The 16,001-nt window shown below is 66.1% G+C and carries 14 protein-coding genes; 12 read left to right on the top strand and 2 right to left on the bottom strand.

The annotated features are described in order from the left end of the window. Window positions 1-120 precede the first annotated feature (120 nt). The 11 genes from infB (at window position 121) to gyrA (ending at window position 13,856) form a co-directional block, all read left to right on the top strand. Window positions 121-2,985 carry a translation initiation factor IF-2 gene (gene infB, locus ACXU4B_RS02300; protein WP_131407388.1) on the top strand — a complete coding sequence of 955 codons (2,865 nt, stop codon included), beginning with the start codon at window positions 121-123 and terminating at the stop codon, window positions 2,983-2,985. A gap of 195 nt (window positions 2,986-3,180) precedes the next feature. Beyond that, window positions 3,181-3,564 (top strand): 30S ribosome-binding factor RbfA, encoded by a 384-nt coding sequence (gene rbfA, locus ACXU4B_RS02305; RefSeq protein WP_131407390.1) that lies wholly within the window; start codon window positions 3,181-3,183, stop codon window positions 3,562-3,564. Next, window positions 3,564-4,499, top strand: a complete 936-nt coding sequence (gene truB / locus ACXU4B_RS02310; RefSeq protein WP_131407392.1) for a tRNA pseudouridine(55) synthase TruB — start codon at window positions 3,564-3,566, stop codon at window positions 4,497-4,499. The genes rbfA and truB overlap by 1 nt, the downstream gene beginning before the upstream one ends. A gap of 138 nt (window positions 4,500-4,637) precedes the next feature. Then, the gene (gene rpsO, locus ACXU4B_RS02315; protein WP_131407394.1) at window positions 4,638-4,907 is read left to right on the top strand and encodes a 30S ribosomal protein S15; all 270 of its coding nucleotides are present in this window, start codon (window positions 4,638-4,640) and stop codon (window positions 4,905-4,907) included. Window positions 4,908-4,988: 81 nt separating this feature from the next. Further along, on the top strand, window positions 4,989-7,094 hold the full coding sequence (gene pnp, locus ACXU4B_RS02320) for a polyribonucleotide nucleotidyltransferase (RefSeq protein WP_131407396.1): 2,106 nt from the start codon (window positions 4,989-4,991) through the stop codon (window positions 7,092-7,094). A 174-nt stretch (window positions 7,095-7,268) separates the two neighbouring features. Beyond that, window positions 7,269-8,318 (top strand): poly(R)-hydroxyalkanoic acid synthase subunit PhaE, encoded by a 1,050-nt coding sequence (locus ACXU4B_RS02325; protein ID WP_131407398.1) that lies wholly within the window; start codon window positions 7,269-7,271, stop codon window positions 8,316-8,318. Window positions 8,319-8,327: 9 nt separating this feature from the next. Continuing rightward, entirely contained in the window at window positions 8,328-9,395 is a 1,068-nt protein-coding gene (locus ACXU4B_RS02330) for a class III poly(R)-hydroxyalkanoic acid synthase subunit PhaC (RefSeq protein ID WP_131407400.1), read from the top strand. A gap of 33 nt (window positions 9,396-9,428) precedes the next feature. Beyond that, on the top strand, window positions 9,429-9,614 hold the full coding sequence (locus ACXU4B_RS02335; protein ID WP_131407402.1) for a PspC domain-containing protein: 186 nt from the start codon (window positions 9,429-9,431) through the stop codon (window positions 9,612-9,614). Window positions 9,615-9,678: 64 nt separating this feature from the next. Beyond that, window positions 9,679-10,692 (top strand): S-methyl-5-thioribose-1-phosphate isomerase, encoded by a 1,014-nt coding sequence (gene mtnA / locus ACXU4B_RS02340; RefSeq protein ID WP_131407404.1) that lies wholly within the window; start codon window positions 9,679-9,681, stop codon window positions 10,690-10,692. Next, entirely contained in the window at window positions 10,689-11,099 is a 411-nt protein-coding gene (locus tag ACXU4B_RS02345; protein WP_131407406.1) for a GtrA family protein, read from the top strand. The genes mtnA and ACXU4B_RS02345 overlap by 4 nt, the downstream gene beginning before the upstream one ends. A gap of 138 nt (window positions 11,100-11,237) precedes the next feature. Next, on the top strand, window positions 11,238-13,856 hold the full coding sequence (gene gyrA / locus ACXU4B_RS02350; protein WP_131407408.1) for a DNA gyrase subunit A: 2,619 nt from the start codon (window positions 11,238-11,240) through the stop codon (window positions 13,854-13,856). Window positions 13,857-13,927: 71 nt separating this feature from the next. Here gyrA and ACXU4B_RS02355 read toward each other — a convergent pair whose 3' ends face one another. Beyond that, window positions 13,928-14,308 (bottom strand): DUF427 domain-containing protein, encoded by a 381-nt coding sequence (locus ACXU4B_RS02355; protein ID WP_131407410.1) that lies wholly within the window; start codon window positions 14,306-14,308, stop codon window positions 13,928-13,930. 66 nt (window positions 14,309-14,374) lie between these two features. Continuing rightward, window positions 14,375-14,854: a peroxiredoxin gene (locus ACXU4B_RS02360; protein WP_131407412.1), complete on the bottom strand. Its 480-nt coding sequence runs from the start codon at window positions 14,852-14,854 to the stop codon at window positions 14,375-14,377. A 230-nt stretch (window positions 14,855-15,084) separates the two neighbouring features. Here ACXU4B_RS02360 and ACXU4B_RS02365 point away from each other — a divergent pair, with 230 nt between their 5' ends. Next, on the top strand, window positions 15,085-15,984 hold the full coding sequence (locus tag ACXU4B_RS02365) for a DnaJ C-terminal domain-containing protein (protein ID WP_131407414.1): 900 nt from the start codon (window positions 15,085-15,087) through the stop codon (window positions 15,982-15,984). Window positions 15,985-16,001 lie beyond the last annotated feature (17 nt).

A 16,001-nucleotide genomic window follows, 5' to 3' on the forward strand; every position in this document is an offset into this window, starting at 1 on the left:
GGCGGTAGCGCCCTGGAAGGGCGCGCCGAGGAGAGCTGAAAGGCTCTCCACCAGGGATGGGGGTGGACGTGCAGGCGAGGCCTCACGGACTTAGCGCGGGAACGGCGGAGAAAGAACACGATGTCAGACGTAACGATCAAACAACTTGCCAAGGTCCTTGGCATGCCGGTGGACAAGCTGCTTGGGCAGCTGGCCGAAGCCGGCATGAAATTCTCCGATCCGGAGCAGATCATCAGCAGCACCGAAAAGGTGAAGCTGTTGGGCTTCCTGCGTCGCACCCATGGCAAGGCGGAAGTCAGCACGGCCGAGGCCGATGACAGCTCGCCGCGCCAGATCACCCTCAAGCGTCGCAAGGTCAGCGAGCTGAAGGTCGCCACGCCAGGCGGCCGCGGCGCCGCCGCCAGCGCCAAGACGGTCAACGTGGAAGTGCGCGCCAAGCGCACCTACGTCAAGCGCAGCGTCATCGCCGAGGAAGCCGGCAGCGATGTCGAGCGCGAGGACGCGGTGCGCAAGCTGCACGAGTCGCAGCAGCAGCGCGACCACGAGGAGCACGAGCGCATCGAGGCCGACCGCCGTCGCCAGGAAGAGGCCCAGCAGCGCGCCGAAGAGGCCCAGCGCCAGCGCGAAGCCGAGGAGGCCCAGCGTCGCGAGCATGCCGAACTGGAAGCCGCCCGCGCGCAGGAGCAGCACGTCCAGCGCGAGCAGCAGGCCACCGTTGAATCCGCTGCCGTCGAGCCCGTCGTGGCCGCGCCGGCCGGCGCCGAGCCGGCCGACAGGCAGGCCGTGGCCGAGCAGGCGGTGCAGCGCATCGACCACAGCGCGCTTGGCATGATCGTGCCGACCATCCACGAGCCGCGTCGCCGCGAGAAGAAGGTCGTCATCGTGCCGGCACCGCCGGCGCCGAAGCCTGCGCCGGCGGCTGCCGCACCGGCGGCGACCCGTCCGGGTCCGGCCGCCGCGGGTGGCGCCGCGCCTGGCGCCGCTGCGGGTGCGCCGGCCGGCGACAATCGCAACAAGGCTCGCCACGGTCGCGACCGTGACGATACGCCGGGCGGCAAGCGCTTTGCCGGCGGCGAACTGCACCTGAGCGACGCCGATCGTGCGCGTCGTTCCAGCAACAACAAGCGCGGCAAGCCCGGCAAGGGTTCCGGCCGCGAAGTATCGCGTGGTGGTAACCAGGCCAGCACCGGCGCGCACGGCTTTTCCCGCCCGACCGCGCCGGTCGTGCGCGAAGTGGTCGTGGGCGATGCCAACGTCGTTGCCGATCTCGCCCAGAAGATGGCGGTCAAGGGTTCGGAAGTGGTCAAGGCCCTGTTCAAGATGGGCGTGATGGCCACCATCAACCAGACCATCGACCACGACACCGCGGTGCTCGTGATCGAAGAGCTGGGCCATACCCCGGTTGCCGCCAGCGAGAACAACGCCGAGGCGACCCTGGCCGCGCATACGCAGAGCGCCGAACTGGAAGGCGAGAAGAAGCCGCGTCCGCCGGTGGTCACCATCATGGGCCACGTCGACCACGGCAAGACCTCGCTGCTGGACCACATCCGCCGCACCAAGGTCGCCTCGGGCGAAGCCGGTGGCATTACCCAGCATATCGGCGCGTATCACGTGGAAACGCCCAAGGGCGTCATCACGTTCCTGGATACGCCAGGCCACGCAGCGTTCACCTCGATGCGTGCCCGCGGCGCCCAGTCCACCGATATCGTGGTGCTGGTGGTCGCGGCCGACGACGGCGTGATGCCGCAGACGGCGGAAGCCGTGCAGCATGCGCGCGCCGCCAAGGTGCCGCTGATCGTCGCGATCAACAAGATGGACAAGTCCGACGCCAACCCGGACCACGTCAAGCAGGGCCTGGGCATCCTGGAAGTGATTCCGGAAGAGTGGGGCGGTGACACGCCGTTCGTGCCGGTATCGGCCAAGACCGGCATGGGCATCGACGACCTGCTCGACGCCATTTCGGTGCAGGCCGAAGTGATGGAGCTGACGGCGGTCGAGGACGGTCCGGCTTCGGGCGTGGTGATCGAGTCCAGCCTGGATCGCGGTCGCGGTCCGGTGGCCACCGTGCTGGTGCAGCAGGGCACGCTCAAGCGCGGCGACTTCGTCGTGTGCGGCATCGAATACGGCCGCATGCGCGCGCTGATCGACGAGAACGGCAAGCAGGTGCAGGAAGCCGGCCCGTCGATTCCGGTGCAGGTGCTTGGCTTGTCCGGCGTGCCGGAGTCCGGTGACGACTTCGTGGTGGTGGCCGATGAGCGCCTCGCCCGCGAAGTGGCCGCCGAGCGCCAGCTCAAGCGCCGTGAAACGCGCATGGTCAGCAAGGCCAACCGCCTCGAGGACATCATGGCCCAGATGGGCCAGGGTGCCGAGCAGCAGACGCTCAACATCCTGGTCAAGGCCGACGTGCAGGGTTCGGTGCAGGCGCTGCGCGAGTCGCTCAGCCAGATCGGCAACGAGAACGTGAAGGTCAACGTGATCGCGGCCGGCGTCGGCGGCATCACCGAGTCCGACGCCACGCTCGCCGCCGCCTCCAAGGCGCTGGTGATCGGCTTCAACGTGCGTGCCGATGCCTCGGCGCGCAAGGTGATCGACACCTCCGGCCTCGACGTCCGCTACTTCTCGATCATCTATGACGTGATCGACCAGGTGAAGCAGGCCGCTTCCGGCCTTCTGGGCAAGGAAGTGCGCGAAGAGATCATCGGCGTGGCGCAGGTCCGCGAGGTGTTCCGCAGCTCCAAGTTCGGCGCGGTGGCCGGTTGCATGGTCATCGAAGGCACGGTCAAGCGCAGCAAGCCGATCCGCGTGCTTCGCGACAACACCGTGGTCTTCCAGGGCGAACTGGAGTCGCTGCGTCGCTTCAAGGACCTCGTCGACGAAGTGCGCAACGGCATGGAATGCGGTATCGCCGTGAAGCAGTACAACGACGTCAAGGTCGGCGACCAGATCGAGTGCTTCGAGCGTATCGAGGTGGCCCGCACGCTGTAACGGTGTCCGGCCCGGGCAACGGGCCGTCACCCACCAGTGGTGCCTTCCCAGGCGGGCGGTGTGGGGTTCCACATCGCTCGCTTCGTTTTTCGGGACCCGCCATGCTGGTGGGCCTCACATTGAAGAGTGCGGCCATGGATGGCGGCTTTTTGACCTTCGCGTTCATGGATGAACGCAAAAACCTAGGAGTGCGTCATGCCTTCACGCGATTTCAAGCGTACCGACCGCGTCGGCGCCGAGTTGCGCCGCGAACTGGCCCTGCTGGTCCATGCTGCCGTGCGCGATCACGGGTTGCCTTCGGTCAGCGTGTCGGACGTGGAAGTCACTCGTGACCTGGATTGGGCCACGGTGTGGGTCACCGCGCTGCAGCCGGAGCGTTCCGTCGAGGCCATGAAGGCGCTCAAGGAGCTGGCGATCGAGTTCCGTCGCGAGCTGTCGCGCACCATGCGCTTGCGCCGGGTGCCGGAGCTGCGTTTCAAGTACGACGACTCGGTCGACAAGGGCGAGCGCATCGAAAGCCTGCTGCGCCAGGATGGCGTGCGCGCGGCGGCCCCGGACGAGGAAAGCACCGAGGACTGATGAAGCGGATACGTTTTCGCGACCTGCACGGCATCGTCCTGCTGGACAAGCCGCTGGGCCTGAGCTCCAACCAGGCGCTGCAGGTCGTGCGCAAGGGTATTTTCCGGGCGGAGAAGGGCGGCCACACCGGCGCGCTCGATCCGCTGGCCAGTGGCCTGCTGCCGCTGTGCTTCGGCGAAGCCACCAAGATCGCCGGCATGCTGCTGGGGTCGCGCAAGGCTTATCTCGCCGAGTGCCGGCTGGGCGCCACCACGGCCACCGCCGATCTCGAGGGTGAGATCGTGCTGGAGCGGCCGGTGCCCCCGCTCACCGACGCCCTCGTCGAGGCGTCGCTGGCCAAGCTGCGCGGGCGCATCACCCAGGTGCCGCCGGCCTATTCGGCCATCAAGCGCGATGGCGAGCCGCTCTACGTGAAGGCGCGGCGCGGCGAGGCAGTCGACGTACCCTCGCGCGACGTGGACGTGTACCGGCTGGAGCTGCTGTCCCGCACCGACGACCGCCTCTCGCTGTACGTGGAATGCGGCTCGGGTACCTACGTGCGCAGCCTGGCCGTGGACCTCGGCGAGGACCTGGGCTGCGGCGCCCACCTGACGGCGCTGCGCCGGCTGTGGGTCGATCCGTTCAGGGAGTCGGCCATGGTCACGGTCGAGCAGCTCCAGGCCGCGGCGGAGCAGGGCGACGATGCCCTGCTTGCCCTGATGTTGCCGGTGTCGGCCGGCCTGGCCGGGCTGCCCGCGCTGCATCTGGATGAGGCACGCAGCGTGGCCGTCTCACAAGGACAGCAGATTCCGCTGGACGCCGCGATGAGCGGCAGGCTTGCGGTTTTTTCCGAGCACGGGCGCCTGCTGGCCCTGGGCGAGGCGGTGGACGGGAAGCTGCATATCGTGCGCGGCTTCAACCTGCCGGAGGCGGGCGAGGATGCCGGCCGAACATGACGGTCTTGTTGTCATAGGGCTCCGGTCGCTACAATACGGAGCTTGTTCCAGACTTTTCATTCATCAAGGCGAAGCTTGCGCAACGTCATCCCGTGACGTTGCGCAAGCTTCGCACCCGATTTTTTAGGAAGAGATACCATGTCCCTTACCGCAGAACAGACCGGCAAGATCATTGCTGATTTCGGCCGCGTGGCGAACGACACCGGTTCGCCGGAAGTGCAGGTCGCCCTGCTGTCCGCCCGCATCGACCACCTCACCGACCATTTCAAGGCCCACAAGCAGGATCACCATTCCCGCCGCGGCCTGCTGAAGCTGGTCAACCAGCGCAAGCGCCTGCTGGGCTACCTGAAAGATCGTGACCTGGCTCGCTATCAGACCCTGATCGAGCGTTTGGGCCTGCGTCGTTAAGGTTGATGTTTGCGCCCGCTTAGTGGCGCAAAGGTCAAAAGCGGCCAGCTCTGGCCGCAACTCCCAAATCAGGATAAGACAGTGGCGAAAGTAACCAAGTCATTCCAGTTCGGTAATCACGAAGTCACACTGGAGACGGGCGAAATCGCCCGCCAGGCTTCCGGTGCCGTCATGGTCAGCATGGGCGGCACCGTGGTGCTGGTCACCGTGGTGGCCAACGCCAAGGCGAAAGAGGGGCAGGATTTCTTCCCGCTCACCGTCGACTACGTGGAAAAGTTCTACTCTGCGGGCCGCATTCCCGGTGGCTTCTTCAAGCGCGAAGGCCGCCCGACCGAGAAGGAGACGCTCACCTCGCGTCTGATCGATCGCCCGGTGCGTCCGCTGTTCCCGGAAGAGTTCAAGAACGAAGTGCAGGTCATTGCACAGGTCGTCTCGCTGAACCCGGAAGTCGACGGTGACATCCCGGCCATGCTGGGCGCCTCCGCCGCGCTGAGCCTCGCCGGCATCCCGTTCAAGGGCCCGATCGGCGCCGCCCGCGTCGGTTACGCCAACGGCAAGTACCTGCTCAACCCGACCGCCACCGAGCTGAAGACCTCCGAGCTCGACCTGGTCGTCGCCGGTACGGCCAACGCCGTGCTGATGGTGGAGTCGGAAGCCAAGCTGCTGTCCGAGGAAGTGATGCTCGGCGCCGTGGTGTTCGGTCACCAGCAGCTGCAGGTGGCGGTCCGCGCCATCGCCGAGCTGGCCACCGAGGCGGCTCGTCCGTCCATGTCCTGGCAGGCTCCGGCCCGCAACGAATCGCTCGTCGCCGCCCTGACCGGCGCCGTGGGCAACCAGCTTGAAACCGCCTTCCAGGTGCGTGACAAGCTGCAGCGCCGCGACGCCATCGCCGCCATCAAGGCCGATGTGCTGGCCTCGCTGGCTGCCGATGTCGAAGCCAAGGGCTGGGACAAGGCGGAGCTGTCGAAGGAATTCGCCGAGCTCGAATACCGCACCATGCGCGACGGCGTGCTGAAGACCAAGATCCGCATCGACGGCCGCAACCTGGACGACGTCCGCCCGATCACCGTCCGCGTCGGCGTGCTGCCGCGCACCCACGGCTCGGCGCTGTTCACCCGCGGCGAAACCCAGGCACTGGTCGTCACCACGCTTGGCACCACCCGCGATGCGCAGATCATCGATGCGCCGGAAGGCGAGTCGAAGGATGCCTTCCTGTTCCATTACAACTTCCCGCCGTTCTCGGTGGGTGAGGCCGGTCGCTTCGGCGCGCCCAAGCGTCGCGAAATCGGCCACGGCCGTCTCGCCAAGCGCGGCGTGCAGGCAGTGAAGCCGACCATCGAAGAATTCCCGTACGTGGTGCGCGTGGTCTCGGAAATCACCGAGTCCAACGGTTCCTCGTCGATGGCTTCGGTGTGCGGTTCCTCGCTCGCCATGATGGACGCCGGCATCCCTCTGAAGGCCCCGGTGGCCGGTATCGCCATGGGCCTGGTGAAGGAAGGCAGCGACTTCGTCGTGCTGTCGGACATCCTGGGCGACGAAGACCACCTCGGCGACATGGACTTCAAGGTGGCCGGTAGCGCCGATGGCATCTCCGCGCTGCAGATGGACATCAAGATCGACGGCATCACCGAAGAGATCATGAAGGTGGCGCTGGAACAGGCCAAGCGTGGTCGTCTGCACATCCTGGGCGAAATGGCCAAGGTGATCAGCACGCCGCGTACCGAGATGAGCGAGTACGCCCCGCGCCTGCTCACCATCAAGATCCACCCGGACAAGATCCGCGAAGTCATCGGCAAGGGCGGCGCCACCATCCGTTCGATCACCGAAGAGACCGGCACCACCATCGACATCAGCGATGACGGCACCGTGATCATCGCTTCGGTCAACCGCGAGGCGGCCAATGCGGCCAAGGCGCGCATCGAGCAGATCGTGTCCGACGTCGAGCCGGGCCGCATCTACGAGGGCAAGGTTGCCAAGCTGATGGACTTCGGCGCGTTCGTCACCATCATGCCGGGCAAGGACGGCCTCGTGCACGTCTCGCAGATTTCCAGCGAGCGCGTGGAGAAGGTCTCCGACAAGCTGAAGGAAGGCGATATCGTCAAGGTCAAGGTGCTGGAAGTGGACAAGCAGGGTCGTATCCGCCTGTCGATGAAGGCCGTGGCCGAGGACGAAGGCGCCAACGCCTGAGTGTTCGCAACGCTGTAACCCGCAAAAGCCCGGCCCCGCGCCGGGCTTTTGCTTTTGGTGCGCTGCGGAATCCCGGCCCGGCACGGGGTGCCACCAGGCCCGCGCCAACGGGCGTTTTGCGTCCATTGCAACATGCTTTTGTTAGGATGCCGGTAGTGCAATGAGGATGTGGGTATGGCCGACCAGGCAACTGATTTGTTGAAGGATTACCAGGCGCTGGCACAGCAGTCATGGGATGCCTGGACCCGTTATCTGCAACAGCCCATGTCGATGGGGACGCCCTACGGCCATGCCTTCGCCGGAGCGCCCATCGGTTCGGGCGACGACTTGCTGGCACGCTGCATGGGCGCCCTCAAGGGCTATGGCGACTGGCTGCAGGGCGCCGCCGGCAGTGGCCTGGGGCAGGGCCCCGACTGGCAGCAGTCGCTGCAGAACCTGTTTTCCGGGCTTGGCGGCCAGCCGTTTGCCAACGCCTTTGCCGGCATCGACAGCGAGGCGGCGCGCGGCTTCGCGCAGCAGTGGCAGGCCTGGCTGCAGGCGACCCAGTCGAGCGTGATGCAGGCCCCCCTGGACGTCGAGCACCTGGCGGCCTTCGGCTACACGCGCGAAAAACAGAAGCAGCAGCAATCGCTGGCGGCGGCCATGCGCGAATACCTGGAATGGGCGGGCAAGTACCAGGCCCTGATCCAGCAGGCCAATGCGCGCGGCTTCGAGCGCCTGCAGGCGAAGCTCGCCGAGATGTCGACATCGTCGCGGCAGGTGGAATCGCTCAAGGCGCTGTACGACCTGTGGGTCGACGGCGCGGAAGAGGCTTATGCGCAGATCGCGCTGTCCGATGAATTCCGCCACGTCTATGGCCGCATGGTCAACGCGCAGAGCCGCGTGCGCGAATTGCAGCAACAGCAGCTCGAGGCCCTGTGCCGCGAGCTGGGCATGCCGACGCGCAGCGACGTGACGGCGCTGGGCAAGCGCCTGCACGAGTTGCGCCGCGAGGTGCGCGCCAGCAGTTCGTCGCCGCTGGCCGACGAAGTGGCGGCGCTTCGCGCCGAAGTGGCCGCGTTGAAGCGCCAGCTCGCCGGCGAGAAGAAGGTGGCAGCGAAGAAGCCCGCCGCACGCAGCAGCAAGCGCGCATCCGGGGACGATGCCCCGGCGCGCCGTGCCAAGCCGGCCGCTGCCGTGGCCACCCGCAAGTCCGTGGTGCGCGGAACGCGCACGCGCAAGTAAGGAGCACCCATGTTCCCACCGCTACGCCTCGACCCCACTGCCTTGCTGGGCGAGATCTCCGCCTTCCAGCGCAAGCTGGCTTCGGGCCTGGGCAACCTGGCCGACCAGCGTGAGCCCGAGTATGCGAATACACCACGTGAGGCGGTGTATCGCGAAGACAAGCTCACGCTATGGCACATGAAGGGCCATGGCACGCCCACCGCGAAGACGCCGACGCTGATCGTCTATGCACTGGTCAACACGGTGTGGATGACCGACCTGCAGGCTGACCGTTCGCTGGTTCGCAACTTGCTGGAGCAGGGCGAGGACGTCTATCTGCTCGACTGGGGCTACCCCGACGGCGCCGACCGTTGGCTCGCGCTGGACGACTACGTCAACGGCTACCTCGACCGCTGCGTGGACGCCGTGCGTCGCGCCAGCGGCACCGATGCGATCAACCTGCTCGGCATTTGCCAGGGCGGCACGTTCTCGCTGTGCTACGCGGCAACCCATCCGGAAAAGGTGAAAAACCTCATCACCATGGTGACTCCGGTGGATTTCCACACACCGGACAACATGCTGTCGCACTGGGCACGCGAGCTGGACGTGGATCGCTTCGTCGACACCGTGGGCAACATCCCGGCCGAACTGCTCAACTGGGTCTACCTCACGCTCAAGCCGGTGCGCCTCAACCAGCAGAAATACGTGGGGCTGGTCGATATCCTCGACAACCCGAAGGAACTGCAGAACTTCCTGCGCATGGAGCGCTGGATCTTCGACTCGCCGGACCAGGCGGGCGAGGCATTCCGCGAATTCATCAAGGAGTTCTACCAGCAGAACAAGCTGGTCAAGGGCGACCTGATCATCGGGGGCAAGCCGGTCGACCTCGGCATGATCACGCAGCCGGTACTGAACATCTTTGCCGAACAGGACCACCTGGTGCCGCCGGATGCATCGCGCGCGCTCGGTCGTCACGTGGGCAGCTCGGACTATACGCAGCTGGCCTTCAAGGGTGGGCATATCGGCATCTACGTGTCCGGTCGCGCGCAGCGTGAAGTGCCGCCGGCTATCCACCAGTGGCTCAGTACGAGAAACTGAGCCGTTGCTTCCACGGGTAAACAGGGCAGGGTCATGGAAAAGCGTCTGCATCGTTCACTGACGGACAGGAAGATCGCCGGTGTCTGCGGCGGCATCGCCGAATACCTTGGCTGGGACCCGACGCTGGTGCGGGTGTTGTGGGTGCTGCTCACGTTTCTCGGTGGATCGGGCATCGTGGCTTACCTGGTGCTCTGGCTGCTGATGCCCGATGGCCAGTGACCATCGCGGCAGGCGCGTGAGCGCGCCGCCGCTCTTCATTTTCTTCGCATAGCAAAGTTGTCTTATGGATTTCGACCGTTACGACCGCATTCGCGCCGTGCAGTGGCAAGGCGATCACCTGCGCCTGCTGGACCAGCGCCTGCTGCCACAGGAAGAGCGCTGGATCGATTGCTCCAGCGCGGCCCAGGTGACCCAGGCGATCAGGGACCTGGCTGTTCGCGGTGCGCCGGCCATCGGCATCGCGGCCGCGTGGGGCGTGGTGCTGGCAGCCAGGCAGGGGCAGCCGCTCGAGGGCGTATTGGCCATGTTGCGCGCGGCGCGTCCCACCGCCGTCAACCTGATGTGGGCGCTCGACCGCATGAAGGCACGCATCGCTTCCGGGGCCGACGCTGCCGCGCTCGAGCGCGAGGCGCAGGCCATCCAGGCCGAGGACCTCGCCGCCAACCGCCATATGGGTGAGCTGGGCGCGTCGCTGATCGCGCCGAATTCCGGCGTGCTTACGCATTGCAACACCGGATCGCTCGCGACGGCCGGTTACGGCACGGCGCTTGGCGTGATTCGCGCGGGCGTGGCCGCGGGCCGCATCGAGCATGTCTATGCCGGCGAAACGCGCCCCTGGCAGCAGGGTGCGCGGCTGACCATGTGGGAGCTGGTGCGCGACGGCATTCCCGCGCGGCTCATCGCCGATTCGGCCGCAGCGCACCTGATGCGCTCGGGTGTCGTGCAATGGGTCATCGTGGGCGCCGACCGCATTGCGGCCAACGGCGACACCGCCAACAAGATCGGAACCTACCAGCTCGCCATTGCCGCGCGGCATCACGGCGTGAAGTTCATGGTTGTCGCTCCGTCGTCCACGGTCGACATGGCGACGGCATCCGGTGAGGACATCGAGATCGAACTGCGCGATGCGGCCGAGCTGCTGTCGGTGGCCGGCAAGCGCACCGTGGTCGAGGGTGCCGACGCCTGGAATCCGGTGTTCGATGTCACGCCGGCAGGGTTGATCGACGCCATCGTGACCGAGCGCGGGGTGATCGAGCGGCCGAACGCCCTCGCCATGCAGGCCTTGTTCGGTAGATGAGGCTGCGGCGGCAGGTGCTGCTGTTTGCCATCGGCGGCCTGATCGGGCTGGTGGTGGACGCGGGCGTGGTGCAGGCGCTGGTGAGTTTCGGGCACTGGAATCCCTACCTCGCGCGCGTGCTGTCCTTCGTCCTGGCAGCCACGGCCACGTGGCTGTGGAACCGCCGCTTCACCTTCGGACACCGGCACAGCGGGCGTTCCCTGCATGCCGAATGGCTGCACTGGGTCGCCCTGATGAGCGTGGGCGCGGTGGTCAACTACGCCGCCTACGCGGCCATTCTCATGCTCTACCCGTGGCTGCATCGCTGGCCTGCGGTGGCCGTGGCGGCGAGCTCGGCGGCGGCCTCGCTGGTCAATTTCGCGACAGCACGCGGAGTGCTTTTCAAGAGCGCCAAGACGTCCGCGTAAGTCATTGATTTTCAATGTGAAAATAGTGTGAATCTGGCGACAAACGTGTTACACTTCGCAGGTTGCCTTTCGGGTCGCTAGCGCATGCGCATGAGGCGCATGGCGGGCGGCCCTCTTCATCATCACGGAAGCCGATTGATGGCAGAACTCGCCAAAGAAGTCATTCGCGTCAATATCGAAGACGAGATGCGCCAGAGCTACCTCGATTACGCCATGAGCGTGATCGTGGGACGCGCCCTCCCGGATGTCCGCGATGGTCTGAAGCCCGTGCACCGCCGCGTCCTGTTCGCCATGAACGAACTGGGCAATGCCTGGAACAAGGCGTACAAGAAGTCGGCCCGCGTGGTCGGTGACGTGATCGGTAAGTACCATCCGCACGGCGACGCGTCGGTCTATGACGCGATCGTGCGCATGGCGCAACCGTTCTCGCTGCGCTACATGCTGGTCGACGGCCAGGGTAACTTCGGTTCGGTCGACGGCGATAACGCGGCAGCCATGCGTTATACCGAGGTGCGCATGGCGCGCCTCACGCAGGAGCTGCTGGCCGATATCGACAAGGACACCGTCGACTTCGGCCCCAACTACGACGAAAGCGAGCACGAGCCGCTGGTACTGCCCACGCGCGTGCCGAACCTGCTGATCAACGGTTCGGCCGGTATCGCGGTGGGCATGGCCACCAACGTGCCGCCGCACAACCTCACCGAGGTCGTCGCCGCCACCATCGGCCTGATCGACGATCCGTCGCTGTCGGTCGAAGACCTGATGCACTACATCCCCGGTCCGGACTTCCCGACCGCGGGCATCATCAATGGATCGTCGGGCATCATCGAGGCCTACCGCACCGGCCGCGGTCGCATCCTGGTGCGTGCGCGCACCGAGATCGAAACCGAGTCGAACGGCCGCGAGACGATCATCGTCCATGAGCTGCCGTATCAGGTGAACAAGGCTCGCCTGATCGAGAAGATCGCCGAGCTGGTCAAGGAGAAGAAGCTCGAGGGCATCAGCGAGCTGCGCGACGAGTCCGACAAGGACGGCATGCGCGTGGTCATCGAGATCCGCCGAGATTCGATGGCGGATGTGGTGCTCAACAACCTGTTCCAGCAGACCCAGCTGCAGGTCACCTTCGGCATCAACATGGTGGCGCTGCTGGACGGCCAGCCGCGCCTGCTCAACCTCAAGGACATCCTCGAGGCATTCATTCGCCACCGCCGCGAAGTGGTGACGCGCCGGACCATCTTCGACCTGCGCAAGGCACGTGCCCGTGCGCATATCCTGGAAGGCCTCACGGTCGCGCTCGCCAACATCGACGAGATGATCGAGCTGATCCGCACCTCGGCCTCGCCGCAGGAAGCGCGCGAGCGCATGCTGGCCCGCAAGTGGCAGCCGGGCATGGTGGGCAGCCTGCTGGCCGCCGCCGGTGCCGAAGCCTCGCGTCCGGAGGACATGGATCCGCGCGACGGCCTCAAGGCCGATGGCTACCAGTTGTCCGACGTGCAGGCCCAGGAAATCCTGGCCATGCGCCTGCACCGCCTCACCGGCCTGGAGCAGGAAAAGCTTTCCGACGAATACCGCCAGATCCTCGAGACCATCCGCGGCCTGATCGAAATCCTGGAAGATCCCGCGCGTCTGCTCGCGGTGATCCGCGACGAGCTGCAGGCGATCAAGGACGAGTTCGGCGACGCACGTCGCACCGAGATCCAGCATTCGCAGGAAGACCTCAACGTACTCGACCTGATCGCGCCGGAAGACGTGGTCGTCACGCTGTCGCATACCGGTTACGTCAAGCGCCAGCCGGCCAGCACGTATCGCGCGCAGCGTCGCGGCGGCAAGGGCCGCTCGGCCTCGGCGTTGAAGGACGAGGACTTCGTCGAGCAGCTGTGGGTGGTCAACACCCACGATACGTTGCTGACCTTCACCAGTACCGGTCGCGTGTACTGGCTCAAGGTCTACCAGATGCCCGAGTCGGGTCCGAACGCACGCGGCAAGCCGATGGTGAACCTGCTGCCGCTGGGCGAGGGCGAGAAGGTGCAAGCCGTGCTGCCGGTGCGTGAGTACACCGAAGACCGCTTCGTGTTCTTCGCCACCAGGCAGGGCACGGTCAAGAAGACGCCGCTCACCGAGTTCGCGTTCCAGCTGCAGAAGGGCAAGATCGCGATCAACCTCGACGAGGGCGATGCGCTGATCGGGGTCGAGCTGACCGACGGCAACAGCGACGTGCTGCTGTTCGCTTCCAACGGCAAGACCGTGCGCTTCGACGAATCCGAAGTCCGCTCCATGGGACGCACCGCCACCGGCGTGCGTGGCATGAAGCTGGCCGACGAGGCGAGCGTGGTGTCGCTGATCGTGGCCGCCGACGGTGACATTCTCACGGCGACCGAACGTGGCTACGGCAAGCGCACTGCGCTCGACGAGTTCCCCAAGAAGGGACGCGGCACCCAGGGCGTGATCGGCATCCAGTGCTCCGAGCGCAACGGCGCCCTGGTGGCAGCGACCCAGGTGACCGAAGCGCACGAGTTGATGCTGATTTCCGACCAGGGCACGCTGGTGCGTACCCGCGTGGCGGAGATTTCGCAGCTGAGCCGCAATACCCAGGGCGTGACGCTGATTCGCTTGCCGGCCGATGAGTCGCTGGTCAGCGTGGTTCGTCTCGACGCCGAGACGGAAAACGGCGAGGGCGAGGATGCCGCGGTCGAACCCGGCCAGGCCGAATCGGGCCAGGCCGAGCCCGGCGTGGATACGCCCACGGACGCCGGCTAAGCCCTGGCGTCATGCACGAAAGAGAACCCGGCCTGGCCGGGTTTTCTTTTGGGAGGCTTGCCAGCGGGCGGTCAGTCCTGCGATTCCGTCATGGCGTCGACGCGACTCGGGTAGAACGCCAGATGCTCCTTGATCGCGGCGACGGCGTCGTATGGATGTTCATACGTCCAAACGGCATTGACCGCGCGTTCGCCGCCCAGTGGAATGCTGTAGTAGGAGCATTCGCCCTTGTACGGGCAGTAGGTCTGGTGATCGCTGCGTTCGAGCAAGGACATGTCCACGTCCTTGCGCGGAATGTATTGCACCGCCCCGTACGAGGCTTCGCGCAAGCTGAGGGCCGCCCGTGTGTCGGCGACGATGCGCCCGGCAACCCGAACCACCAGGCGGGACGGGTTGGGTGTGATGTCGATGGGATGGTCCGGTCCCGGGACCCTTCGCTCTTGGAGGGGCATGGCATGGCTCCCGCTGCGGCAGGGAACCCCGAGATTACTCCGATGCCGTCGCGGATGTCCGCGGCATCATCCGATGGCTTCGAGCATGGCCTCGGCGCTGGACACGCGAAACTCCCCGGGTGCCTCGACCTGCAGGATCTTCACCACGCCATCTACCGCATACAGGGCAAAGCGCCTCGCGCGCAGGCCCATGCCGTAACCGCTGCCGTCCAGTTCCAGGCCCAGCGCGCGGGTGAAGCTGCCATTGCCATCGGCCAGCATGCGCAGTTCGTGCGGCACATGCTGCGCGGCTGCCCATGCCTGCATCACGTAGGCGTCGTTCACCGCCAGGCACATCACGGCGATGCCGCGCGACTGGAAGTCGCCGAAGTGCTGCACGTAACCCGGCAAATGGCGGTTGGAACAGGTCGGGGTAAAGGCGCCAGGCACTGCGAACATCACCACCTTGCGGCCGGCGAACAGCGCGCCGGTATGGACCTGTTCGACCTCGGCGCCAATCGCGCGGATCTCGACATCGGGTAGCGTCTGGCCGACCTGGATGCTCATGGTGGATGCCTGGAAGTGGATAGGGGAAACCGATGCTAGCGCCACCGAGGGCGCGCTGTCGCCTTGAATCACGCCGCTTTCGCACCCATTTGGCGATACAGAGCAGAGGGTGGCGAGACGTCGCCGGGCATCACATCTTGAACGGGCGGGCTGCGCCTTGCGGGCAGGTTGGCGGGGGGCGATGATTTCCCGCGAGTCAGTGCGGGCAGCGCCGTCGCCGGGGAGCGGCAGTGGAATTCAAAGACTATTACGACATTCTTGGCGTGAAGCCCGAAGCTTCGGAGACGGAGATCAAGGGCGCCTACCGCAAGCTGGCCAGGAAGTATCACCCGGACAAGAACAAGGACGCCGGGGCAGAAGAGAAATTCAAGGCGATCAACGAAGCCAATGAAGTGCTGCGCGACACCGAAAAGCGCCGCGCCTACGACGAACTGCGCGCCGGCGGTTACCGGGGCGGTGAGCAGTTCCGTCCACCGCCGGGCTGGGGCCACAACCACGGTTTCGGCGTCGGCGGCGATGGTGGCGGCGATTTCAGCGACTTCTTCGAAAGCCTGTTCGGGCGCGGCGGCGCCGGCCCGCGCGGTGCGCCGCGTGCCCGTCGCGGCGGCGACGTGCATGCCCACGTGCAGATCGACCTGCAGACGGCTTTTGACGGTGGCCGCACGCGACTGGCCTTGCAGGACGGCAGCGGCGGCGAACGCGTGCTGGAAGTGAAGATTCCCGCCGGCATCCAGCCAGGGCAGGTGATACGCCTGGGCGGCCAGGGGCATTCCGGCATGGGCGGCGCTCCCAACGGCGACCTGTTGCTCGAGGTGGGTATCCGCGACGATGCCCGTTTCCGCCTGGAAGGCCGCAATGTGCTGCATGTGCTGGCCATCGCGCCATGGGAGGCTGCCCTGGGGGCGACGGTGCCGGTGCCGACCCTGGCAGGCACGGTGGACTTGCGCATTCCCTCCGGTTCGCAGTCCGGCCGCAAACTCCGGCTGAAGGGCCGCGGCTTGCCGGGCGCGCACCCGGGCGACCAGCTGGTCGAGTTGTCGATCCGCGTGCCTGCCGCGGAATCCGAGGACCAGCGATCCGCCTACGAGGCGCTGCGCGAACAGTTCCCGGATTACGACCCACGCCATTGAGCCGTCTGGACGGCGAA

It is taken from the genome of Dyella soli (assembly GCF_054482295.1).